The following is a 14,464-nucleotide window of genomic DNA, read 5'->3' as shown; positions in this document are numbered from 1 at the left end:
ACGACGCCATGAACATCGCCCCCCGCCTCCAGCGCCTGCTGCATCAGACCCGCCACGCGTTGCGCGCACCCTCCCGCAACGCCCGCACGGCCGTCGTGATCGGGCGCCTGCTCGGGGCCGCCTTCCTGATCTGTTTCGCGACGGGCCTCTACAGTCACTTCCTTCAGGATCCGCTGCCGTGGATGGTGTTCCCGACCCGCCCGCTCTGGCTCTATCAGGTGACCCAGGGGCTGCACATCACCGCGGGCATCGCCTGCCTGCCGCTGCTTCTGGCCAAGCTCTACGCGGTGTTCCCCCAGCTCTTCCAGTCGCCGCCCGTGCGAACTGTCGCGCATCTGCTCGAGCGGGCATCGATCGCGCTGTTCGTCGCGGCCTCCCTCGTGCAGGTCGCGATCGGGCTGCTCAACACGTACCAGCTCTACGCACTTTTCGGCTTCTCCTTCCGCACCGTGCACTTCGCCCTCTCGCTCGTCGTGATCGGCTCGCTCGCGATCCACATCGGGGTCAAGCTCCCCGTCATCGCCCGCAACTGGAGCAAGAGGAGCGCGGCGGATGCCGAGCGGGACGCCCCGACCGATCCCGACGCCGTGCTCGACGTGCCCGACGAGCTGCGCCGGCGCACCGGCGAGAGGGCGGATGCCGGGGTCACCGGTCGCCTGTTCGCGTGGATCGATCGCGCCCCGGCTCCCGAGCCGCCCGACCCGCGTGCCCGGCTGAGCCGCCGCGCGTTCTTCGCCACGACGGCGACCGCGACGGGGGCCGTCGTCCTGCTCACCGCGGGACAGTCCTTTCGCGTGCTCGATCCGATCAACGTCTTCGCGCCGCGCAAGGCGGGAGTCGGCCCCCAGGGGCTGCCGGTCAACCGCACGGCCCGCGCCGCCGACGTCGTCGAGCTCGCCACGGCGGAGGACTGGACGCTCACGGTCGCCAACGGTGCGACGACCCGCGCCTTCGACTACGCCGCGCTGACCGCGCTGCCTCAGCACGACGTGCGCCTGCCGATCGCGTGCGTGGAGGGCTGGAGCCAGATGGCGAACTGGTCGGGTCCGCGGCTGCGCGACCTGATGGACGAGGTGGGGGCCCCGGCATCCGCCGCCGTTCGCGTGGTGAGCCTGCAGACCAACAGCAGGTTCGGCACGTCGCAGATGACGCGGGAGTTCGTCCGCGACGATCTGACCCTCGTCGCCCTGCGGCTCGAGGGCGAGGTGCTCGACATCGACCACGGCTTCCCCGCGAGGATCATCGCCCCGGCCCGCCCCGGCGTGCTGCAGACCAAGTGGCTGAGCCGGCTGGAGGTGATGTGATGCCCACAGTGACGCAGCGCGCCGACGCGATGCAGATCTGGCGTGTCGCGCTCATCGCCTCGGGTGTCGTGCTGCTCGCCGGTGGCGCCCTGGTGTTCGTGCAGGACGTCCCGCCCGAGCGATATCCCGCGGTGGCCGCGTGGCTGATCGGCGCGCTCGTCGTGCACGACGGCGTCGCGGCGATGGCGGTCGTGGTGGTCAGCGTGCTCGCGCGGCGCGCCGGCCATCGGATGCCGTTCGTGCCGTTCCTCATCGCGCAGGGCGCGCTCGTCGTCGCGCTCATCATGTCGGCCGTCGTCGTGCCGCAGATCCTGAAGAAGGCGGCGGGCACCGCGAACCCCTCGGTGCTGCCGCTGGACTACGCCCTGAATCACGGCGTCTTCGTCGCGGTGCTCGCGGCGGTCACCGCGGCGGCGATCGCCGTGTGGGCGTGGCGCGTCAGGCGACCGCGGCGGACCGGAACGAGCGGATGAGGCGCGCCGTCGCCGTCTGCGGTGCGAGGGCGGCCACGGCGTCGGCGTCGGCGATGGTGTCGACATCGCGCAGTGTCGCCAGCGTGCCGACCCGCAGGCCCGCATCGGTCAGGCGCCGCCGCTGACGGGCGCCGGTCTGGGGATGCGACATCGTCACACCCCGGATCAGATCGCCGCGGGGTTCGCGCATGCCCAGAGCCCAGAACCCGCCGTCGAGGGCCGGACCGAACCAGGCATCGATGTCGTCGGGCCAGGCGCCGAAGGCCGGCGCGAGATCGCGGGCGCGCACCTGCGGGGTATCCATGCCGATCAGCAGCGTCGGCCCCGCGCAGGCGTCGAAACCCGCCGCGAGGCGCTCGTCGAGGCCGCCCTCGGACTGCGCGATGACGTCGTAGCCGACGGCGGATGCCGGCACCCGCTCGCCCGCGTAGAGCAGCACGCGTCGCGAGGCCGGCACCGACGCCATGGCCTCGAGGGTGTCATCGATCGCGGCGGCCGCGAGCTCGGCGGCCTGCTCGAGCGAGAGCGGGGGATGCAGGCGGGTCTTCGCGCGGCCGGGAAGCGGCTCCTTCGCGATCACGATCAGCGTCGTCATGGGCGCACCCTCTCGGTCCGGCCGCGTGCGGCGTCCTTCTTGTGTTCGGCCAGCAGCTGGGACATGTCACGGATCGCCGTGATCGTGCCCTTGATCGTGCCGGTCACCTTCGATTGCCCGACGCGCGCGGAATAGGGTGTGTCGACCTCGAGGATCGACCAGCCCTCGCGGCGGGCGGCGAGCACCATCTCGAGCGGGTAGCCGCTGCGCCGGTCGCGCAACCCGAGGGCGAGCAGCGGCTTGCGCCCGGCGGCGCGCATGGGGCCGAGGTCGTGCAGGGGGAGCCCTGTCGCGCGGCGCATGAGGCGCGCGAGTGCCCAGTTGGCGAACCGGGCGTGCGCGGGCCATGCGCCGCGGCTCGTCGTGCGCCGCCTGCCCAGCACGAGATCGTGTTCGCCGGCGAGCACGGGGCCTGCTACGAGCGGCAGATCACCCGGATCCATCGAGGCGTCCGCGTCGCAGAACGCAACCACGGGTGCTGTCGCCGTGAGCAGCCCGCGGTGCACCGCCGCCCCGAACCCGCGCTGGGCCTCGTGCACGACGAGGGCGTCGTATCCGCGCGCGATGTCGGCCGAGCCGTCGGTGGAGCCGTTGTCGACCACGATCGCCCGATATCCGGAACGGCGACCGTACAGCTTTGTACGCGGATTAGATTTAGACATCAAATCAAGTTCGTGTGGACCATAATGCAGGGAAGAGCCCGAAAGGTCAAGAGCCGTGCCCGAGATCCCCTCCGCCCGTGTCGTGCCCCGTCGAGCGAGCCTCGATGCGGTGCTGGACTACGCGTGGGGGACGGGCGTCTTCACCGCCGGTGACGCCATGCCCGCCGTGGGGCTGACGCGCTCCACGACGATCGACGCCCTCGACGACCTCGTGGGGCGCGGACTGCTGCGCGAGCTCCCGAACGCTCGGGCGGTCGGCGACTACAGCAAAGGGCGCCCCGCCCGCCGGTTCGAACTGCGCGCCGATGGCGCCGTCGTCGTCGGCCTCGACGCGGGGCGTGTGCACATCACGGCGACGGTCGCCGACCTGCGCGGCGAGTCGCTCTCGCGCGAGCACATCGTGCGCGACGAGCAGCATCTCTCGGCGGACGGTCGTCGCGCGGACGTCGCGTCGGCCGTCGATGCGGCGCTCGCAGCAGCCGGCCGGAGGCGACAGGACGTGCTCGCGCTGTGCGTCGGCGTGCCGGCCCCGGTCGACGCCGAGGGCGTGTCGCCGCCGCACCGCGAAGGATTCTGGCGTCTCACGAACCCCGACCTCGGCGAGATGTTCGCAGCCTGGGCGCCGCTCGTGCGCGTGGAGAACGACGCCTCGCTCGCGGCCGTGGCCGAGGGATCCGTCGGCATCGCGCGGGGAGTGGCGAACTACGTCACCCTCCTGGCGGGCGAGCGTCTGGGCGCGGGAGTGGTGGCCGATGGCCGGCTCCTGCGTGGCGCGCACGGCGGCATCGCCGAGATGGTGGCCTTCGACCACGTGCGCGGCGTCGACGGTGCATGGGGGCTCGGCTATCGCGCCGCACAGTGGGCGCGCGAGGGTGTCGCCTCGGGGGCGATCGGGGCGCAGCATCCCCTCGCCGTCGCGGGGGTCGAGCACATCGACGGCCGGATGGTGCTCGAGCTCGCCGCCGCCGGCGATCCCGACGCGTCGGCGATCGTCGAGCGGGTGGGCGCCATGCTCGCGCGGGTGGCCGGTGTGTTCGGCAGCCTGTTCGACCCCGAGCTGATCGTCGTCTCGGGCGCGATCTCGGCGGGCATCGGCGGTGTGCTCGAGGCGGCGCGGCATCGGTTGGCGGCAGACCTCGATCTGCCGGCGCCGCGCCTGGCGGCCTCGAGCCTGGGCGCCGACATCGTCGCGCGGGGCGCGGTGGCCGGCGCCGTCGATCTCGCCCGAGCCGGGGCGCTGGATCTCTCGCTGCGTCGCGCGGCGGCCGGCTGAGCCTGCATCAGGGCAGGGCGGCGGCCTTCGCGCGCAGCACGTCCGCCTCCCGGACGTTCGCGGTCAACGCTGCTGCGGCGAGCAGCTCGAGGCGGGCTTCGTCGCGGCGGCCGAGCCGGGCGAGCAGTTCGCCCCGGACGCTCGGCAGCAGATGAGAGTGCGGGAGCATCCCCCGCGCCGCGAGAGCGTCCACCATGGGCAGCGCGTCCGCCGGGCCGGTCGCCATCGACACGGCGACGACGCGATTGAGTTCGACGACGGGACTCGGATCGATTCTTCCCAGGGCCTCGTACAGCACCACGATGCCCTCCCAGTCTGTCTCCTGCACACTGCCGGCGCGCGCGTGGCAATGCGCGATAGCCGCTTGCAGAGCGTAAGGACCGCGCGCCGACCCGCGGCTGCGGGCGGTGATATCGGCCCTCTCGAGCGCCGCCACGCCGCGTTGGATCTGGCCGTGATCCCACCGAGTGCGGTCCTGGTCGGCGAGCAGGATCGGCGATCCATCCCGCGCCGTCCGCGCCGCGAAACGCGAGGCCTGCAGCTCCATCAGCGCCACGAGCGCGTGCGCCTCAGGTTCCCGGGGCATGAGAACCGCGACCATCCTTCCCAGCCGCAGGGCTTCATCGGCGAGCTCGTGCCGAATCCATCGCTGGCCGCTGGTCGCCGCATAACCCTCGGTGAAGATCAGATACACCACACCGAGCACTGCGGCCAGGCGCGCGCTCCACTCCGCGGGCTCCGGTGTCCTGAACGGCACCTGCGCCGCCGACAGGGTCTTCTTCGCCCGCGTGATCCGCGCCTGCACCGTCGAGACCGGCACGAGCAGCATCCGCGCGATCTCCTCGGTGGTGAGGCCGCCCACGACGCGCAGCGTCAGCGCGACCTGCGACTCGCGTGAGAGCACCGGATGACATGCCGTGAACACCAGTCGCAGGACATCGTCATCGATCGGCTCCCAAGCCTCCTCGGAAGCTGCGGCCAGGTCGTGAGCGATCGCGCGGTGGCGCTCGTCCAGACGGGCTCGCCGTCGCCATTCGTCGATCGCGCGTCGTTTGGCGACCGCAGTGAGCCACGCCCCGGCGTTGCGGGGAACACCCTTCTCGGTCCACGACTGCAGAGCTTCGACGACGGCACTCTGGGCCAGGTCCTCGGCCAGCGCGATGTCGCCGGTGAGCTTCGCCAACGTCGCCACGACGCGTGCACCCTCGATCCGCCAGAGCGCATCGAGGGTGCGTCGCGGATCCGCGTTCACTCGGTCGCGGCCTCCGCTGCCCGCCACTCCTTCTCCTTCTGGATGTACTCGTTGTCCGAGTACTCCTCGAAGTCGCTCTCGTCGGTCGTGCGACGCACCTCGATCTTGTTGCCGGGGCCGAGCGGGGCGCGTTTGGCCCATTCGATCGCCTCTGCCTGCGTCGCGACCTGAATCGTCCAGAAGCCGTTGAAGAGCTCGTGCGTCTCGCCGTAGGGTCCGTCCGTGACGATCGGCGCCTCACCCGTGAACTCCACGACGGCGCCCTGCGCGGCATCGGTCAGCCCATCACCGCCGACCATGACCCCCGCCTTGATCATGGACTCGTTGTAGGCACCCATCGCATTGATGACCGCTTCGAAGTCCATGTCTGCATAATCCTGCTCGGAACCGCTGTTGCGCATGATCAGCATGAATTTCGCCATGATTCGCTCTCCGTTCGTCGGGTCGGTCTCTCCGCCCTCTCCTACCACGTCGAACGGAGAGCCCGGAAATCGACATCGTGCCGAGAAGATCCTTCGCGTCAGTGCTCGCGCAGGATCTCGAGGAACTCGTCGGCGTACTCGAGGTGCAGACGCAGACGATCGCGGCGCTCGGTCGCCTCGGCCGCGATGCGCTCGAAGGCCGCGCGCTGGTCGGCGTCGTCGGGGTCTGCGGCGAGCGCCGCGATCACCCCGAGCAGCTCGCCCATCTGCTCCAGCGTGTAGCCGAGCGGCTTCATCCGGCGGATGAGGAGCAGGCGGACGAGGTCGTCCTCGGTGTAGAGACGGAATCCCCCCTCGGTGCGACCCGAGGGCTTGAGCAGCCCGACGTCGTCGTAGTGCCGGATCGTGCGGAGGGACATGCCGGCGCGGTCCGCGAGCTCGCCGATGTGCATCATGTCGTCATTGTGCCGTGTTTTGTTTCAGGCGAGTGAATCCGAGCACCCGCGTCGGCGTTCGCGGGGGAGGATGGATCCATGGTCACGATCCCCGGCATCACCCTCAACGACGGACACCCCTTCGCCGAGCTCGGCTTTGGCACCTATCAGCTGCAGGGCGGGGATGGCGTCGCGGCGATCGTCTCGGCGATCGACGCCGGCTACCGCGTGCTCGACTCGGCGGTCAACTACGAGAACGAGGTCGAGGTGGGTGAGGCGGTGCGCCGATCGGGCGTCGCCCGCGACGACCTCGTCGTCACGACGAAGGTGCCGGGCCGGCACCATGGGCGCGACGAGGTGACGGCGAGCGCCGAGGAGTCGATCGAGCGACTGGGGCTCGATCGCATCGATCTGTATCTGATCCACTGGCCGAACCCGGCGGTCGACAAGTACGTCGACACCTATCGCGGCATGCTGGATCTGCGCGAGCGGGGGCTCGTCCGATCCGTCGGCGTCTCGAACTTCACCGTGCCGATGCTCGAGCGCCTCATCGACGAGACGGGCGTCGTACCGGCCGTCAATCAGGTGGAGCTGCACCCCTACTTCCCGCAGGCGGCGCTGCGGGCGTTCCACGCCGAGCACGGCATCCGCACCGAGAGCTGGAGCCCGCTGGCCCGGCGCAGCGAACTGCTCACCGAGCCCCTGCTGCGAGACCTCGCGGCGGTGCACGGGGTCACCCCGACGCAGATCGTGCTGCGCTGGCACGTCGAGTTGGGCAGCACCGCGATCCCCAAGTCGGGCGACGCCGATCGTCAGCGCGAGAACGCCGACGTCTTCGGGTTCGCCCTCGACGCCGACGAGGTCGCCGCGATCGCAGCCCTCGAGCGAGGACGCCTGTGGAACGGCGACCCCGACACGCACGAGGAGTTCTGATCAGCGGCCGCGGGTGTCGTGGTGGCGCACTCGCGCTGGGACTCCTGGTGCTGGTGGGGTGTTCCGCGCCTGCAGCCGCGCCGTCGACGCCGTCCGCGGTCGCGCCGGCGCCCTCGCCTGCGGCGTCGACCGCTGCGCCGCTACCGCAGGCGCCCACCGATGTCGTGACGGGACTTTCCGCACCGTGGTCGGTGGTCTTCGCGGGCGGTTCGGTGCTGATCTCCGAGCGCGATTCCGCCCGCGTTCTCGAGGTGACGGCGGCGGGCACGGTCCGCGAGGCGGCGGTCATCGACGGCGTCGCGACCGGCGGCGAGGGTGGGCTGCTCGGACTCGCCGTCGCCCCCGCGGGTGACGCGCTGTACGTCTACCCCACGGGGGCCGACGCCAACCGCGTGCAGCGCTACCCGCTCGAGGGCGAGGCGGGCGCCTGGGCGCTCGGCTCACCGACCATCGTGATCGACGGATTGCCCAGGGCAGGCAACCACAACGGCGGGCGGATCGCCTTCGGGCCCGACGGTGCGCTGTACATCACGACGGGGGATGCCGGCGATCCGGCCACCGCGCAGGATCCCGGCTCCCTCGCGGGCAAGATCCTGCGGGTGACGCCGGCTGGCGGCATCCCCGCCGACAACCCGGTCGCGGGATCGCCGGTCTACAGCCTCGGGCACCGCAACGTGCAGGGACTGGCGTGGGCCGACGACGGCCGCCTGTTCGCGAGCGAGTTCGGTCAGAACGCGTTCGACGAGCTCAACATCATCGAGCCGGGCGCCAACTACGGATGGCCCGAGTTCGAGGGTGCAGGGGGAGCGGCCGCGGGGTTCGTCGATCCCGTGCAGCAGTGGCCCACCGACGCGGCGAGCCCGTCCGGTATCGCCGTCGTGGGCGACACCCTCTACATCGCCAACCTGCGCGGCCGGGTGCTGCGGGCCGTCGCGGTTGATGACCCGTCGACGGCGACCGAGTATCTCGCGGGGCAGTACGGGAGGCTTCGCGCCGTCGCGGCGGCTCCCGACGGCGCCCTCTGGATCGTCACGAACAACACCGACGGGCGCGGGGAGCCTGCGCCGGGGGACGACCGCATCGTCGCGATCGACCCCACGGTCGTCAGTCCCTGAGCGCCTCAGTCCTCGGGGGCGTTGAGCGCCAGCATCCAGTCGATGCCGAAGCGGTCGGTGAGCATGCCGAAGCGGCCGCCCCAGGGCGGGGTGTCGAAGGGCATGACGACGGTGCCTCCCTCGGCGAGGCCCGCCCAGTACTTCTCGAGCGCCGACTCGTCGTCGCCCGAGACCGACACCGACATGCCGGCGGGCTCGCGGTAGGGCATGCCGCTCGGGGTGTCGGCGGCCATCAGCACAAAACCGTCGGGGGTCTCGAGCTGCGCGTGCATGACGAGGTGGTTCTCGCTCGGGTCCTGTCCCATGTCGTAGGACTCGAAGGTGTCGATCGAGAGCTCACCCCCGAAGACTGCCCGATAGTGCTCCATCGCCTGGCGGGCGGTGTCGCGGAACGAGATGTACGGGTTGAGGCTGGCCATGAGCATTCCTGTCTGTCGTTGACGGATGCCGCGCCCGGCCGTGCGGCACGCCCAGTGTGGCCCCGACCACCGACACGCACAAGGGCCCCGATGCGCGCCGTCGACGCCCTCAGTGCGGGGCGTGGTACTCGGCGGTGTCGCGCTTCCAATAGCCCTTGATGACGACCTGTTCGGCGGAGAGCCCCCAGCGCTCGAGCAGCAGCGCGCGGCCGGAGCGGACGATCGACTGCTCGGCGGCGACGAACCCGAACACAGCGCCGTCGGGGCGTTCGCCGGCCCCGATCTCGTCGAGCCGGGTGGTCAGCGCCGACCCCGCCGGCTCCGCGCCGCGGTGCACGAACTCCACCCGCACACCCACGGGGGCGGTGAGGGGCAGCTCGTGCGCGGCGTCCTGCACCTCGATCACGATCCGCCCCCGCGTGTCGGGCTCCATCAGCGCGACGAATCGGCGGATCGCCGGAATGGCGGTCTCGTCGCCCGCGAGCAGCCACGCGTCGGGGGTGCCCTCGATCACCATCGATCCACGAGGCCCGCCGACGCCGACCTCCGATCCCAGCGGGGCGTTCGCCGCCCACACGCCCGCCACGCCCGAGTCGCCGTGCACGACGAACTCGAGCTCCAGCCAGTCGTCGCCGAACGCCAGCGGCGTGTACTCGCGGCTGGGTGCCGCCCGCATCTCCTCGATCGAATCGACCGGGGCGTCCGGGAAGAACACGCGGATGTGGTCGTCGCTGCCGAGCGAGGTGAAACCGCGCAGATCCTCGCCCTGCAGACGCACCCGCACGTAGTGCGGGGTGAGCCGCTCCCGGGCGACGAGGACCGCCCTGCGGAATCGCAGCTCGAGCGGGGCGCGTCCGAGGGAGAAGCCGGAGGAGATCGCGGAATCGGTCGTCGTCATGCAAGTTAGGCTAACCTACATTCCGCCGCCGTCCCTACGGCCCCGCAACGATCTCGCAGTCCGATCCGGGCGCGAGGATCCCCTCGTGGCCGTCGTCATAACGCACCACCAGCAGGGGTTCGTCGTCGCGTCCGCGGATCTCGATGACTTCGCCGGTGCGTTCCGGCGTCCCGACCGTGCGCCCGTGGATGAGCACGCGGTCTCCGACTCTGGCTCGCATGCCGCTCACCTCCTGCCGCACACGATACGTCGCCTACGCCGCGGAGGGTAGGCCCCGCACGACGGATCGCCCGCTACAGCTGGATGCCGTGATCCTCGTCGTTCACGCCCACGTTGCGTCCCCGCCAGGACTCGTAGGCGAGCAGCCAGCCGAGCGAGACGATGACCCCGATCGTGAGCCCGAGCAGCCAGTTCTGCAGGACCAGTCCCACGAGCACGCCGGCCGCGAGCAGTCCGATCGTGCCGAGTAGCCAGGTCCATCGGCCGCGCGGCCAGGGGGTTCGCTCCGTCATGCGCCCCAGCCTAGGGCTCGCCGGGCGTGTGGGCCGGGAGCGGGTCTTGCCGCACCCGCCCCGGGTGGAGTTGAGTAGTCGTGGAGTGTGATCGCATGTCCAGGCATCTGCTGCTTCTTTCGCGGGGGCTCGGCGCCCTCCCCGAGTTCGTCGAGACGAGGGTGCGCAAGCACCCCGGTGCCGTGCGCGTCGCGTTCGTGCCGACTGCCGGCCGCGAGCGCGCCGACTCCGGCCTTGTCGACGCCGACCGGCGCGCGCTCGCCGCGATCGGATACGACGTGCACGATGTCGACATCGCCGAGGTGACCGGTTCGCGCCTCAGCGCCGCGCTGCGTGAATCCGACCTGGTCTACGTCGCGGACGGCGATGTGTTCGTGCTGCTGCATCACATGCGGGCCTCGGGATTCGCGTGGATGCTGCCCTCTATGCTCGATGAGGGACTCGTCTACGTCGGAACGGGCGCCGGGGCGGTCGTGATGGGCCCCGACGTCTCGCCCCTGACGCCCATGCACGACCGCGCGAGCGCGCCGGATCTGACCTCGACGACGGGGCTGCACCTTCTCGGGGTGGTTCCGCTGCCGCACGCGGACGGGGCGCTCTTCGGACGGGAGGTGATCGAGCGGGTGCGCGCGCAGTACGCGCGCGAGTTCCACCTCGAGCCTCTCACCGACGATCAGGCCATCATCGTCGAGGACGACGCGGCCGCCGTCGTCGAGTCGGTGCTGGTCGATGTCGCGTCCTCGCCGGGCTGAGTCGGCGGGGTCACCGGTCTCGGTGGTCCTCGGGGGCCAGGCGCGGCCCCCGCCTCGGTTCGACGACGCCGCTGGCGTAGATCAGCCGGATCACGCGCTGCCGATGGCCCGCCCACGGCGAGAGCAGCTCCAGCATCCCGTCGTCGTCGGTGCGCCGCCCCGTCAGGGCGAAGCCGACCTGATGCGCGAGGTGGTAGTCGCCCACGCTCACGGCGTCGGGGTCGCCGAAAGCGCGTATGCGCGCCTCTGCGGCGGTCCACACGCCGATGCCGCGCACGCTGGTCAGCACCGCATCACGATCGGCGCCGGTCGCCGCGGCGGCACGGGCGAGCGAGGGTCCCACGCGGGCGGCCTCGACGATGGTGCGGGCCTGCGGCGGCTCGAGCCCCGCGCGGTGGAAGTCCCACGACGGGATCGCGCGCCAGCCCTCGATGCTCGGCGGCGCGTACATCGGGGCCGGTGTCGGTCCGGGGGCGCGCTCGCCGTGCCAGGTGACGAGTCGTCGCCACGCCGCGAAGGCCTGCAGCCCCGTGACCTTCTGCTCGATGATCGCGCAGACGAGGGGGTCGAAGACGATGTCGGTGCGGCCGAGGCGCAGTCCGGGCGAGCGACGATGCGCGTCGGCGACGAGGGGGTGCAGCCCGGCGTCGAACCCCGTGGTGTCGTCCTGTGCGCCGCACAGCGCGGGCAGCTGATCGAGCGCCCATTCGGCACCCGGCCCCCACGCGGCGCCGCGGACGACTCCGCCCGGCGCCGCGCGAAGCGCAAGCGTCGCGACTCCGCGGGGGGTGCGACTGGCCCGCCAGATCACCGGCCCGTCGACGACAAAGGCGGGATCGTTGCGTCCCCGCTTCTGCACACCGACCACCCGGCGCAGATCGAGAGGGTGCGCGGGGCGGTACTCCGTCTCGAGGGGGCGAGCGGATGCTGTGGTCACAGCATCCCGTCTCGTCGTCATGGGGCCACCCTACGTCGCCCCGCCGACGTCAGAACCGGTCGGGCGAAGGGGTGCCGTGGCCGTAGCGGATCGAGACGTCCGCGTGCCGGTCGAAGCGGTAGCCGACCCCGCGCACGGTGCGCACGATGTCTTCGTAGCGGCCGAGCTTGGCGCGCAGACGCCGCACGTGCACGTCGATCGTGCGCTCGCCGGGCGCCTCGTCGTCGGTCGATGCCGACCAGAGCGACGAGACGAGCTCGGTGCGCTCGATCGTGCGTCCCTCGCGCAGCACGAGGTACTGCAGCAGCTCGAACTCCTTGTAGGTGAACGCCGCCGAATCACCGTCGAGGAACACCTTCTTGCGCGAGATGTCGACGACGACGCCCGCGGGGGCGCGGTTCTCGTCCTCGTCATCCGGCTTGGCGCGGGCGACCGCGCTGGGCTCGTGCAGCGCCAGACGCACCAGGTCGACGTCGCGGCCTCCCGCGTTGGTGGGAGCGAGGGCGACGGTGGCGTACGTCTCGGCGGAGGGGGCGATCTCGGCGAGGGTGCGGCGCAGTGCCTCGACGATCGTGCCGAGGCTCACGCCGTCGGCGGCGGCCTTGGCCTCGTCGAGTCCCACGTAGAGCGCGAAGCCGCGGGGTGCGGTGCCGGCAGGAAGGGCGCGTGCGGCGGGAGCTGCGGGTGCGGCCGCTGCGGGTGCGGGCTGCACGGGTTCGACGGCGCGAAGGTGCGAGGGGCGAGTGGCGGGACGCTCGAGAAGGGCGGTGTTCGACATGGTGGTGGTGTCCTCGGAAGGAAGGGAACCCTGCGGGTTCGGAAGTGCTGCGATGGTCCGGCCCGGGGCCGGGGGCGAAGCATCCGGATCGACGCGCGTCTCGCGCGGATCCTGTGCTCGGGGGCTCTTCACCGTGGTTTCAGAAGCGGCGGACGAGCCCGGCGGTATCACCGAGTCAGCGGCACATTCGACAGCACATGACAACGCGGCCGGCCATCATCGTGCCGGCACTCCCGTTCGCCTCCCAGGCGGACAGCGGGCGTGCGTAGTCAGTCATGCGCCTGATTATGACCGAATGAGTCGGAATGTGTCAAACCGCCGACGAGACTCAGCTAAAAGGTCCGGGAAGGGCTGCGCGTGCCTCACGTAGGAATGTCCGCGTAGTTCCCTGGGGTGATGAGCAGGGAGTTGTCGATGGCGGCGCGCCGTGAGATCACGAAGAAGTTCGCCCGCGAGTATGCGAAAGCAGGCAAGGAAGAGAAGGGCCGGCTGCTGGACGAGCTTGTGCACGCGACAGGCTGGACGCGTGATCACGCGCGCCGCGCGATCCGTGCCGCGAACGCACGCAAAGGTGCCGCGCGCGATCAGCAGCGTAAGCCGCGTGAGCGGAAGTACTCCTACGATGCGCTCGTGGTGCTGCAAGAAGTCTGGCGGCTGTCCGGGCAGCCGTCGGGAAAGTACTTCGCGGCGATCATGGACGACACCCTCGAACGCCTCGTCCGCTTCCGTGAGCTCGGCAAGGTCGAGCAGCGGGTCACACCGGAGGTGCTGGACGAGTTGCGATCGATGAGCGCCGCGACGATCGACCGGTACCTGAAACCGCACAAGGACGCCGCCTACCCGGTCGCGGTCTCGGGCACGAAGCCGTCCCACATCCTGCGCTCTTCGATCCCGACGCGCACCAGCATGGACGCCCCGCTGACCGTCCCGGGGTTCCTGGAGCTGGACACCGTCGCGCACTGCGGCCACTCCCTCAAAGGCGAGTTCCTGCGCACCCTGACCGGCACCGACCCGGTCGCGGGGTGGACGATGCTGCGCACGATCCGCAACAACGCCTACGTGCACGTGCACGGCGCCCTGGAATGGATGGTGAAGAACGCGCCCGTCCCGGTCGCCGGGCTCGACTTCGACAACGGATCCGAGTTCATGAACTGGGGCGTGATCGCCTGGGCGGACAAGAAGGAGATCCCCGTCACCCGGGGGCGTCCCTACAAGCACAACGACAACGCGCACGTCGAGCAACGCAACGGCGACTGGGTCCGCAAACACGCGTTCCGCTACCGCTACGAGACCGAGGCGGAGATGACCCTGCTCAACGAGCTCTGGGATTTCGTGATGGCCCGCAAGAACCATCTGCTGCCCTGCGTGAAAGCGATCGACTGGACCCACACCGCAGCCGGCCGGAAGAAGCGCGTCTACGACAAGCCACGTACCCCCTACCAGCGGTTGCTCGACGCCGGTGTGCTCGACGAGAAGACCCGCGCCCGACTGGAGCGCGAGCATGCGAAGCTGAACCCGGCACGGATCACCCGACGGATCAACCAGATCCAGCAACAACTCATCGAACTCGCCGCCGCCCGCACCCAGGGCACCCGCCCCGCCGCCTGAGCTACGCGGACATTTCACGTGAGGCAAGCATCACTCACTCCCGGACATCTTGACGTGAGGCAAGACGACCGCACGGATGCTGCGGCGCCACGCCCGA

At 70.9% G+C, this 14,464-nt stretch carries 18 protein-coding genes; 7 read left to right on the top strand and 11 right to left on the bottom strand.

All coding sequences use genetic code 11. The features are described 5' to 3' along the window. Positions 1-8: 8 nt before the first annotated feature. The gene (locus AB2L57_RS15265) at positions 9-1,304 is read left to right on the top strand and encodes a molybdopterin-dependent oxidoreductase (protein WP_409047485.1); all 1,296 of its coding nucleotides are present in this window, start codon (positions 9-11) and stop codon (positions 1,302-1,304) included. Then, positions 1,304-1,777, top strand: coding sequence for a hypothetical protein (locus tag AB2L57_RS15260; protein WP_409047484.1), 474 nt, complete (start codon positions 1,304-1,306; stop codon positions 1,775-1,777). Before AB2L57_RS15265 ends, AB2L57_RS15260 begins: the two co-directional genes overlap by 1 nt. On the opposite strand, the gene AB2L57_RS15255 is transcribed toward AB2L57_RS15260, so the two are convergent. Both AB2L57_RS15255 and AB2L57_RS15250 read right to left on the bottom strand, forming a co-directional pair. Further along, positions 1,743-2,372, bottom strand: coding sequence for a DUF2064 domain-containing protein (locus tag AB2L57_RS15255; protein WP_292809508.1), 630 nt, complete (start codon positions 2,370-2,372; stop codon positions 1,743-1,745). The genes AB2L57_RS15260 and AB2L57_RS15255 overlap by 35 nt on opposite strands. Beyond that, a complete protein-coding gene (locus tag AB2L57_RS15250; RefSeq protein WP_409047483.1) occupies positions 2,369-3,034 on the bottom strand; it encodes a glycosyltransferase family 2 protein in 666 nt (221 codons plus the stop codon). Before AB2L57_RS15250 ends, AB2L57_RS15255 begins: the two co-directional genes overlap by 4 nt. 55 nt (positions 3,035-3,089) lie before the next feature. Between AB2L57_RS15250 and AB2L57_RS15245 the strand changes: the two genes are divergently transcribed. Continuing rightward, the gene (locus tag AB2L57_RS15245) at positions 3,090-4,307 is read left to right on the top strand and encodes an ROK family protein (RefSeq protein ID WP_409047482.1); all 1,218 of its coding nucleotides are present in this window, start codon (positions 3,090-3,092) and stop codon (positions 4,305-4,307) included. Between the two features lie 7 nt (positions 4,308-4,314). Here AB2L57_RS15245 and AB2L57_RS15240 read toward each other — a convergent pair whose 3' ends face one another. The 3 genes from AB2L57_RS15240 to AB2L57_RS15230 form a co-directional block, all read right to left on the bottom strand. Next, positions 4,315-5,586: an RNA polymerase sigma factor gene (locus AB2L57_RS15240; protein ID WP_409047481.1), complete on the bottom strand. Its 1,272-nt coding sequence runs from the start codon at positions 5,584-5,586 to the stop codon at positions 4,315-4,317. Then, positions 5,556-5,981, bottom strand: coding sequence for a YciI family protein (locus AB2L57_RS15235; RefSeq protein WP_409047480.1), 426 nt, complete (start codon positions 5,979-5,981; stop codon positions 5,556-5,558). The genes AB2L57_RS15240 and AB2L57_RS15235 overlap by 31 nt, the downstream gene beginning before the upstream one ends. Positions 5,982-6,079: 98 nt before the next feature. Then, the gene (locus tag AB2L57_RS15230; protein WP_409048636.1) at positions 6,080-6,433 is read right to left on the bottom strand and encodes a MerR family transcriptional regulator; all 354 of its coding nucleotides are present in this window, start codon (positions 6,431-6,433) and stop codon (positions 6,080-6,082) included. Positions 6,434-6,514: 81 nt separating this feature from the next. On the opposite strand from AB2L57_RS15230, the gene AB2L57_RS15225 reads away from it, so the two are divergent. Together AB2L57_RS15225 and AB2L57_RS15220 are read left to right on the top strand one after the other, a co-directional pair. Then, the gene (locus AB2L57_RS15225; RefSeq protein WP_409047479.1) at positions 6,515-7,348 is read left to right on the top strand and encodes an aldo/keto reductase; all 834 of its coding nucleotides are present in this window, start codon (positions 6,515-6,517) and stop codon (positions 7,346-7,348) included. 164 nt (positions 7,349-7,512) lie between these two features. Further along, positions 7,513-8,463: a PQQ-dependent sugar dehydrogenase gene (locus AB2L57_RS15220; RefSeq protein ID WP_409047478.1), complete on the top strand. Its 951-nt coding sequence runs from the start codon at positions 7,513-7,515 to the stop codon at positions 8,461-8,463. Between the two features lie 5 nt (positions 8,464-8,468). Here the strand turns inward: AB2L57_RS15220 and AB2L57_RS15215 are convergent, their stop codons facing one another. The 4 genes from AB2L57_RS15215 to AB2L57_RS15200 all read right to left on the bottom strand — a co-directional run bounded on the left by AB2L57_RS15215 (position 8,469) and on the right by AB2L57_RS15200 (position 10,292). Beyond that, positions 8,469-8,882 carry a VOC family protein gene (locus AB2L57_RS15215; RefSeq protein ID WP_409047477.1) on the bottom strand — a complete coding sequence of 138 codons (414 nt, stop codon included), beginning with the start codon at positions 8,880-8,882 and terminating at the stop codon, positions 8,469-8,471. Positions 8,883-8,991: 109 nt separating this feature from the next. Beyond that, positions 8,992-9,780, bottom strand: coding sequence for a siderophore-interacting protein (locus AB2L57_RS15210; RefSeq protein ID WP_292809522.1), 789 nt, complete (start codon positions 9,778-9,780; stop codon positions 8,992-8,994). A 34-nt stretch (positions 9,781-9,814) separates the two neighbouring features. Continuing rightward, positions 9,815-10,000: a DUF1918 domain-containing protein gene (locus AB2L57_RS15205; protein ID WP_292809524.1), complete on the bottom strand. Its 186-nt coding sequence runs from the start codon at positions 9,998-10,000 to the stop codon at positions 9,815-9,817. Positions 10,001-10,073: 73 nt separating this feature from the next. Continuing rightward, the gene (locus AB2L57_RS15200) at positions 10,074-10,292 is read right to left on the bottom strand and encodes a hypothetical protein (protein ID WP_292809526.1); all 219 of its coding nucleotides are present in this window, start codon (positions 10,290-10,292) and stop codon (positions 10,074-10,076) included. 95 nt (positions 10,293-10,387) lie between these two features. On the opposite strand from AB2L57_RS15200, the gene AB2L57_RS15195 reads away from it, so the two are divergent. After that, positions 10,388-11,044, top strand: coding sequence for a Type 1 glutamine amidotransferase-like domain-containing protein (locus AB2L57_RS15195; RefSeq protein ID WP_292809528.1), 657 nt, complete (start codon positions 10,388-10,390; stop codon positions 11,042-11,044). Between the two features lie 10 nt (positions 11,045-11,054). Here the strand turns inward: AB2L57_RS15195 and AB2L57_RS15190 are convergent, their stop codons facing one another. Continuing rightward, the gene (locus AB2L57_RS15190; protein ID WP_292809530.1) at positions 11,055-12,002 is read right to left on the bottom strand and encodes a DNA-3-methyladenine glycosylase; all 948 of its coding nucleotides are present in this window, start codon (positions 12,000-12,002) and stop codon (positions 11,055-11,057) included. 28 nt (positions 12,003-12,030) lie between these two features. Further along, the gene (locus tag AB2L57_RS15185; protein WP_292809532.1) at positions 12,031-12,759 is read right to left on the bottom strand and encodes a winged helix-turn-helix domain-containing protein; all 729 of its coding nucleotides are present in this window, start codon (positions 12,757-12,759) and stop codon (positions 12,031-12,033) included. A 396-nt stretch (positions 12,760-13,155) separates the two neighbouring features. On the opposite strand from AB2L57_RS15185, the gene AB2L57_RS15180 reads away from it, so the two are divergent. After that, the gene (locus tag AB2L57_RS15180; protein WP_409046856.1) at positions 13,156-14,367 is read left to right on the top strand and encodes an integrase; all 1,212 of its coding nucleotides are present in this window, start codon (positions 13,156-13,158) and stop codon (positions 14,365-14,367) included. Positions 14,368-14,464 lie beyond the last annotated feature (97 nt).

This window comes from Microbacterium sp. HA-8, from assembly GCF_046111165.1.
Taxonomy (GTDB): Bacteria; Actinomycetota; Actinomycetes; order Actinomycetales; family Microbacteriaceae; genus Microbacterium.
The sequence above is the reverse complement of the archived record's forward strand: the minus strand, read 5'-3'. Positions and strand labels throughout refer to the sequence as shown.

Excerpts from the sequence above, each read along its gene's own strand:
- AB2L57_RS15210 (WP_292809522.1), bottom strand. The coding sequence starts at position 9,780 with ATGACGACGACCGATTCCGCGATCTCCTCCGGCTTCTCCCTCGGACGC.
- AB2L57_RS15215 (WP_409047477.1), bottom strand. The coding sequence starts at position 8,882 with ATGGCCAGCCTCAACCCGTACATCTCGTTCCGCGACACCGCCCGCCAG.
- AB2L57_RS15255 (WP_292809508.1), bottom strand. The coding sequence starts at position 2,372 with ATGACGACGCTGATCGTGATCGCGAAGGAGCCGCTTCCCGGCCGCGCG.
- AB2L57_RS15260 (WP_409047484.1), top strand. The coding sequence starts at position 1,304 with ATGCCCACAGTGACGCAGCGCGCCGACGCGATGCAGATCTGGCGTGTC.
- AB2L57_RS15195 (WP_292809528.1), top strand. The coding sequence starts at position 10,388 with ATGTCCAGGCATCTGCTGCTTCTTTCGCGGGGGCTCGGCGCCCTCCCC.
- AB2L57_RS15230 (WP_409048636.1), bottom strand. The coding sequence starts at position 6,433 with ATGCACATCGGCGAGCTCGCGGACCGCGCCGGCATGTCCCTCCGCACG.
- AB2L57_RS15265 (WP_409047485.1), top strand. The coding sequence starts at position 9 with ATGAACATCGCCCCCCGCCTCCAGCGCCTGCTGCATCAGACCCGCCAC.
- AB2L57_RS15225 (WP_409047479.1), top strand. The coding sequence starts at position 6,515 with ATGGTCACGATCCCCGGCATCACCCTCAACGACGGACACCCCTTCGCC.
- AB2L57_RS15235 (WP_409047480.1), bottom strand. The coding sequence starts at position 5,981 with ATGGCGAAATTCATGCTGATCATGCGCAACAGCGGTTCCGAGCAGGAT.
- AB2L57_RS15205 (WP_292809524.1), bottom strand. The coding sequence starts at position 10,000 with ATGCGAGCCAGAGTCGGAGACCGCGTGCTCATCCACGGGCGCACGGTC.
- AB2L57_RS15180 (WP_409046856.1), top strand. The coding sequence starts at position 13,156 with ATGAGCAGGGAGTTGTCGATGGCGGCGCGCCGTGAGATCACGAAGAAG.
- AB2L57_RS15200 (WP_292809526.1), bottom strand. The coding sequence starts at position 10,292 with ATGACGGAGCGAACCCCCTGGCCGCGCGGCCGATGGACCTGGCTACTC.
- AB2L57_RS15190 (WP_292809530.1), bottom strand. The coding sequence starts at position 12,002 with ATGACGACGAGACGGGATGCTGTGACCACAGCATCCGCTCGCCCCCTC.
- AB2L57_RS15185 (WP_292809532.1), bottom strand. The coding sequence starts at position 12,759 with ATGTCGAACACCGCCCTTCTCGAGCGTCCCGCCACTCGCCCCTCGCAC.
- AB2L57_RS15250 (WP_409047483.1), bottom strand. The coding sequence starts at position 3,034 with ATGTCTAAATCTAATCCGCGTACAAAGCTGTACGGTCGCCGTTCCGGA.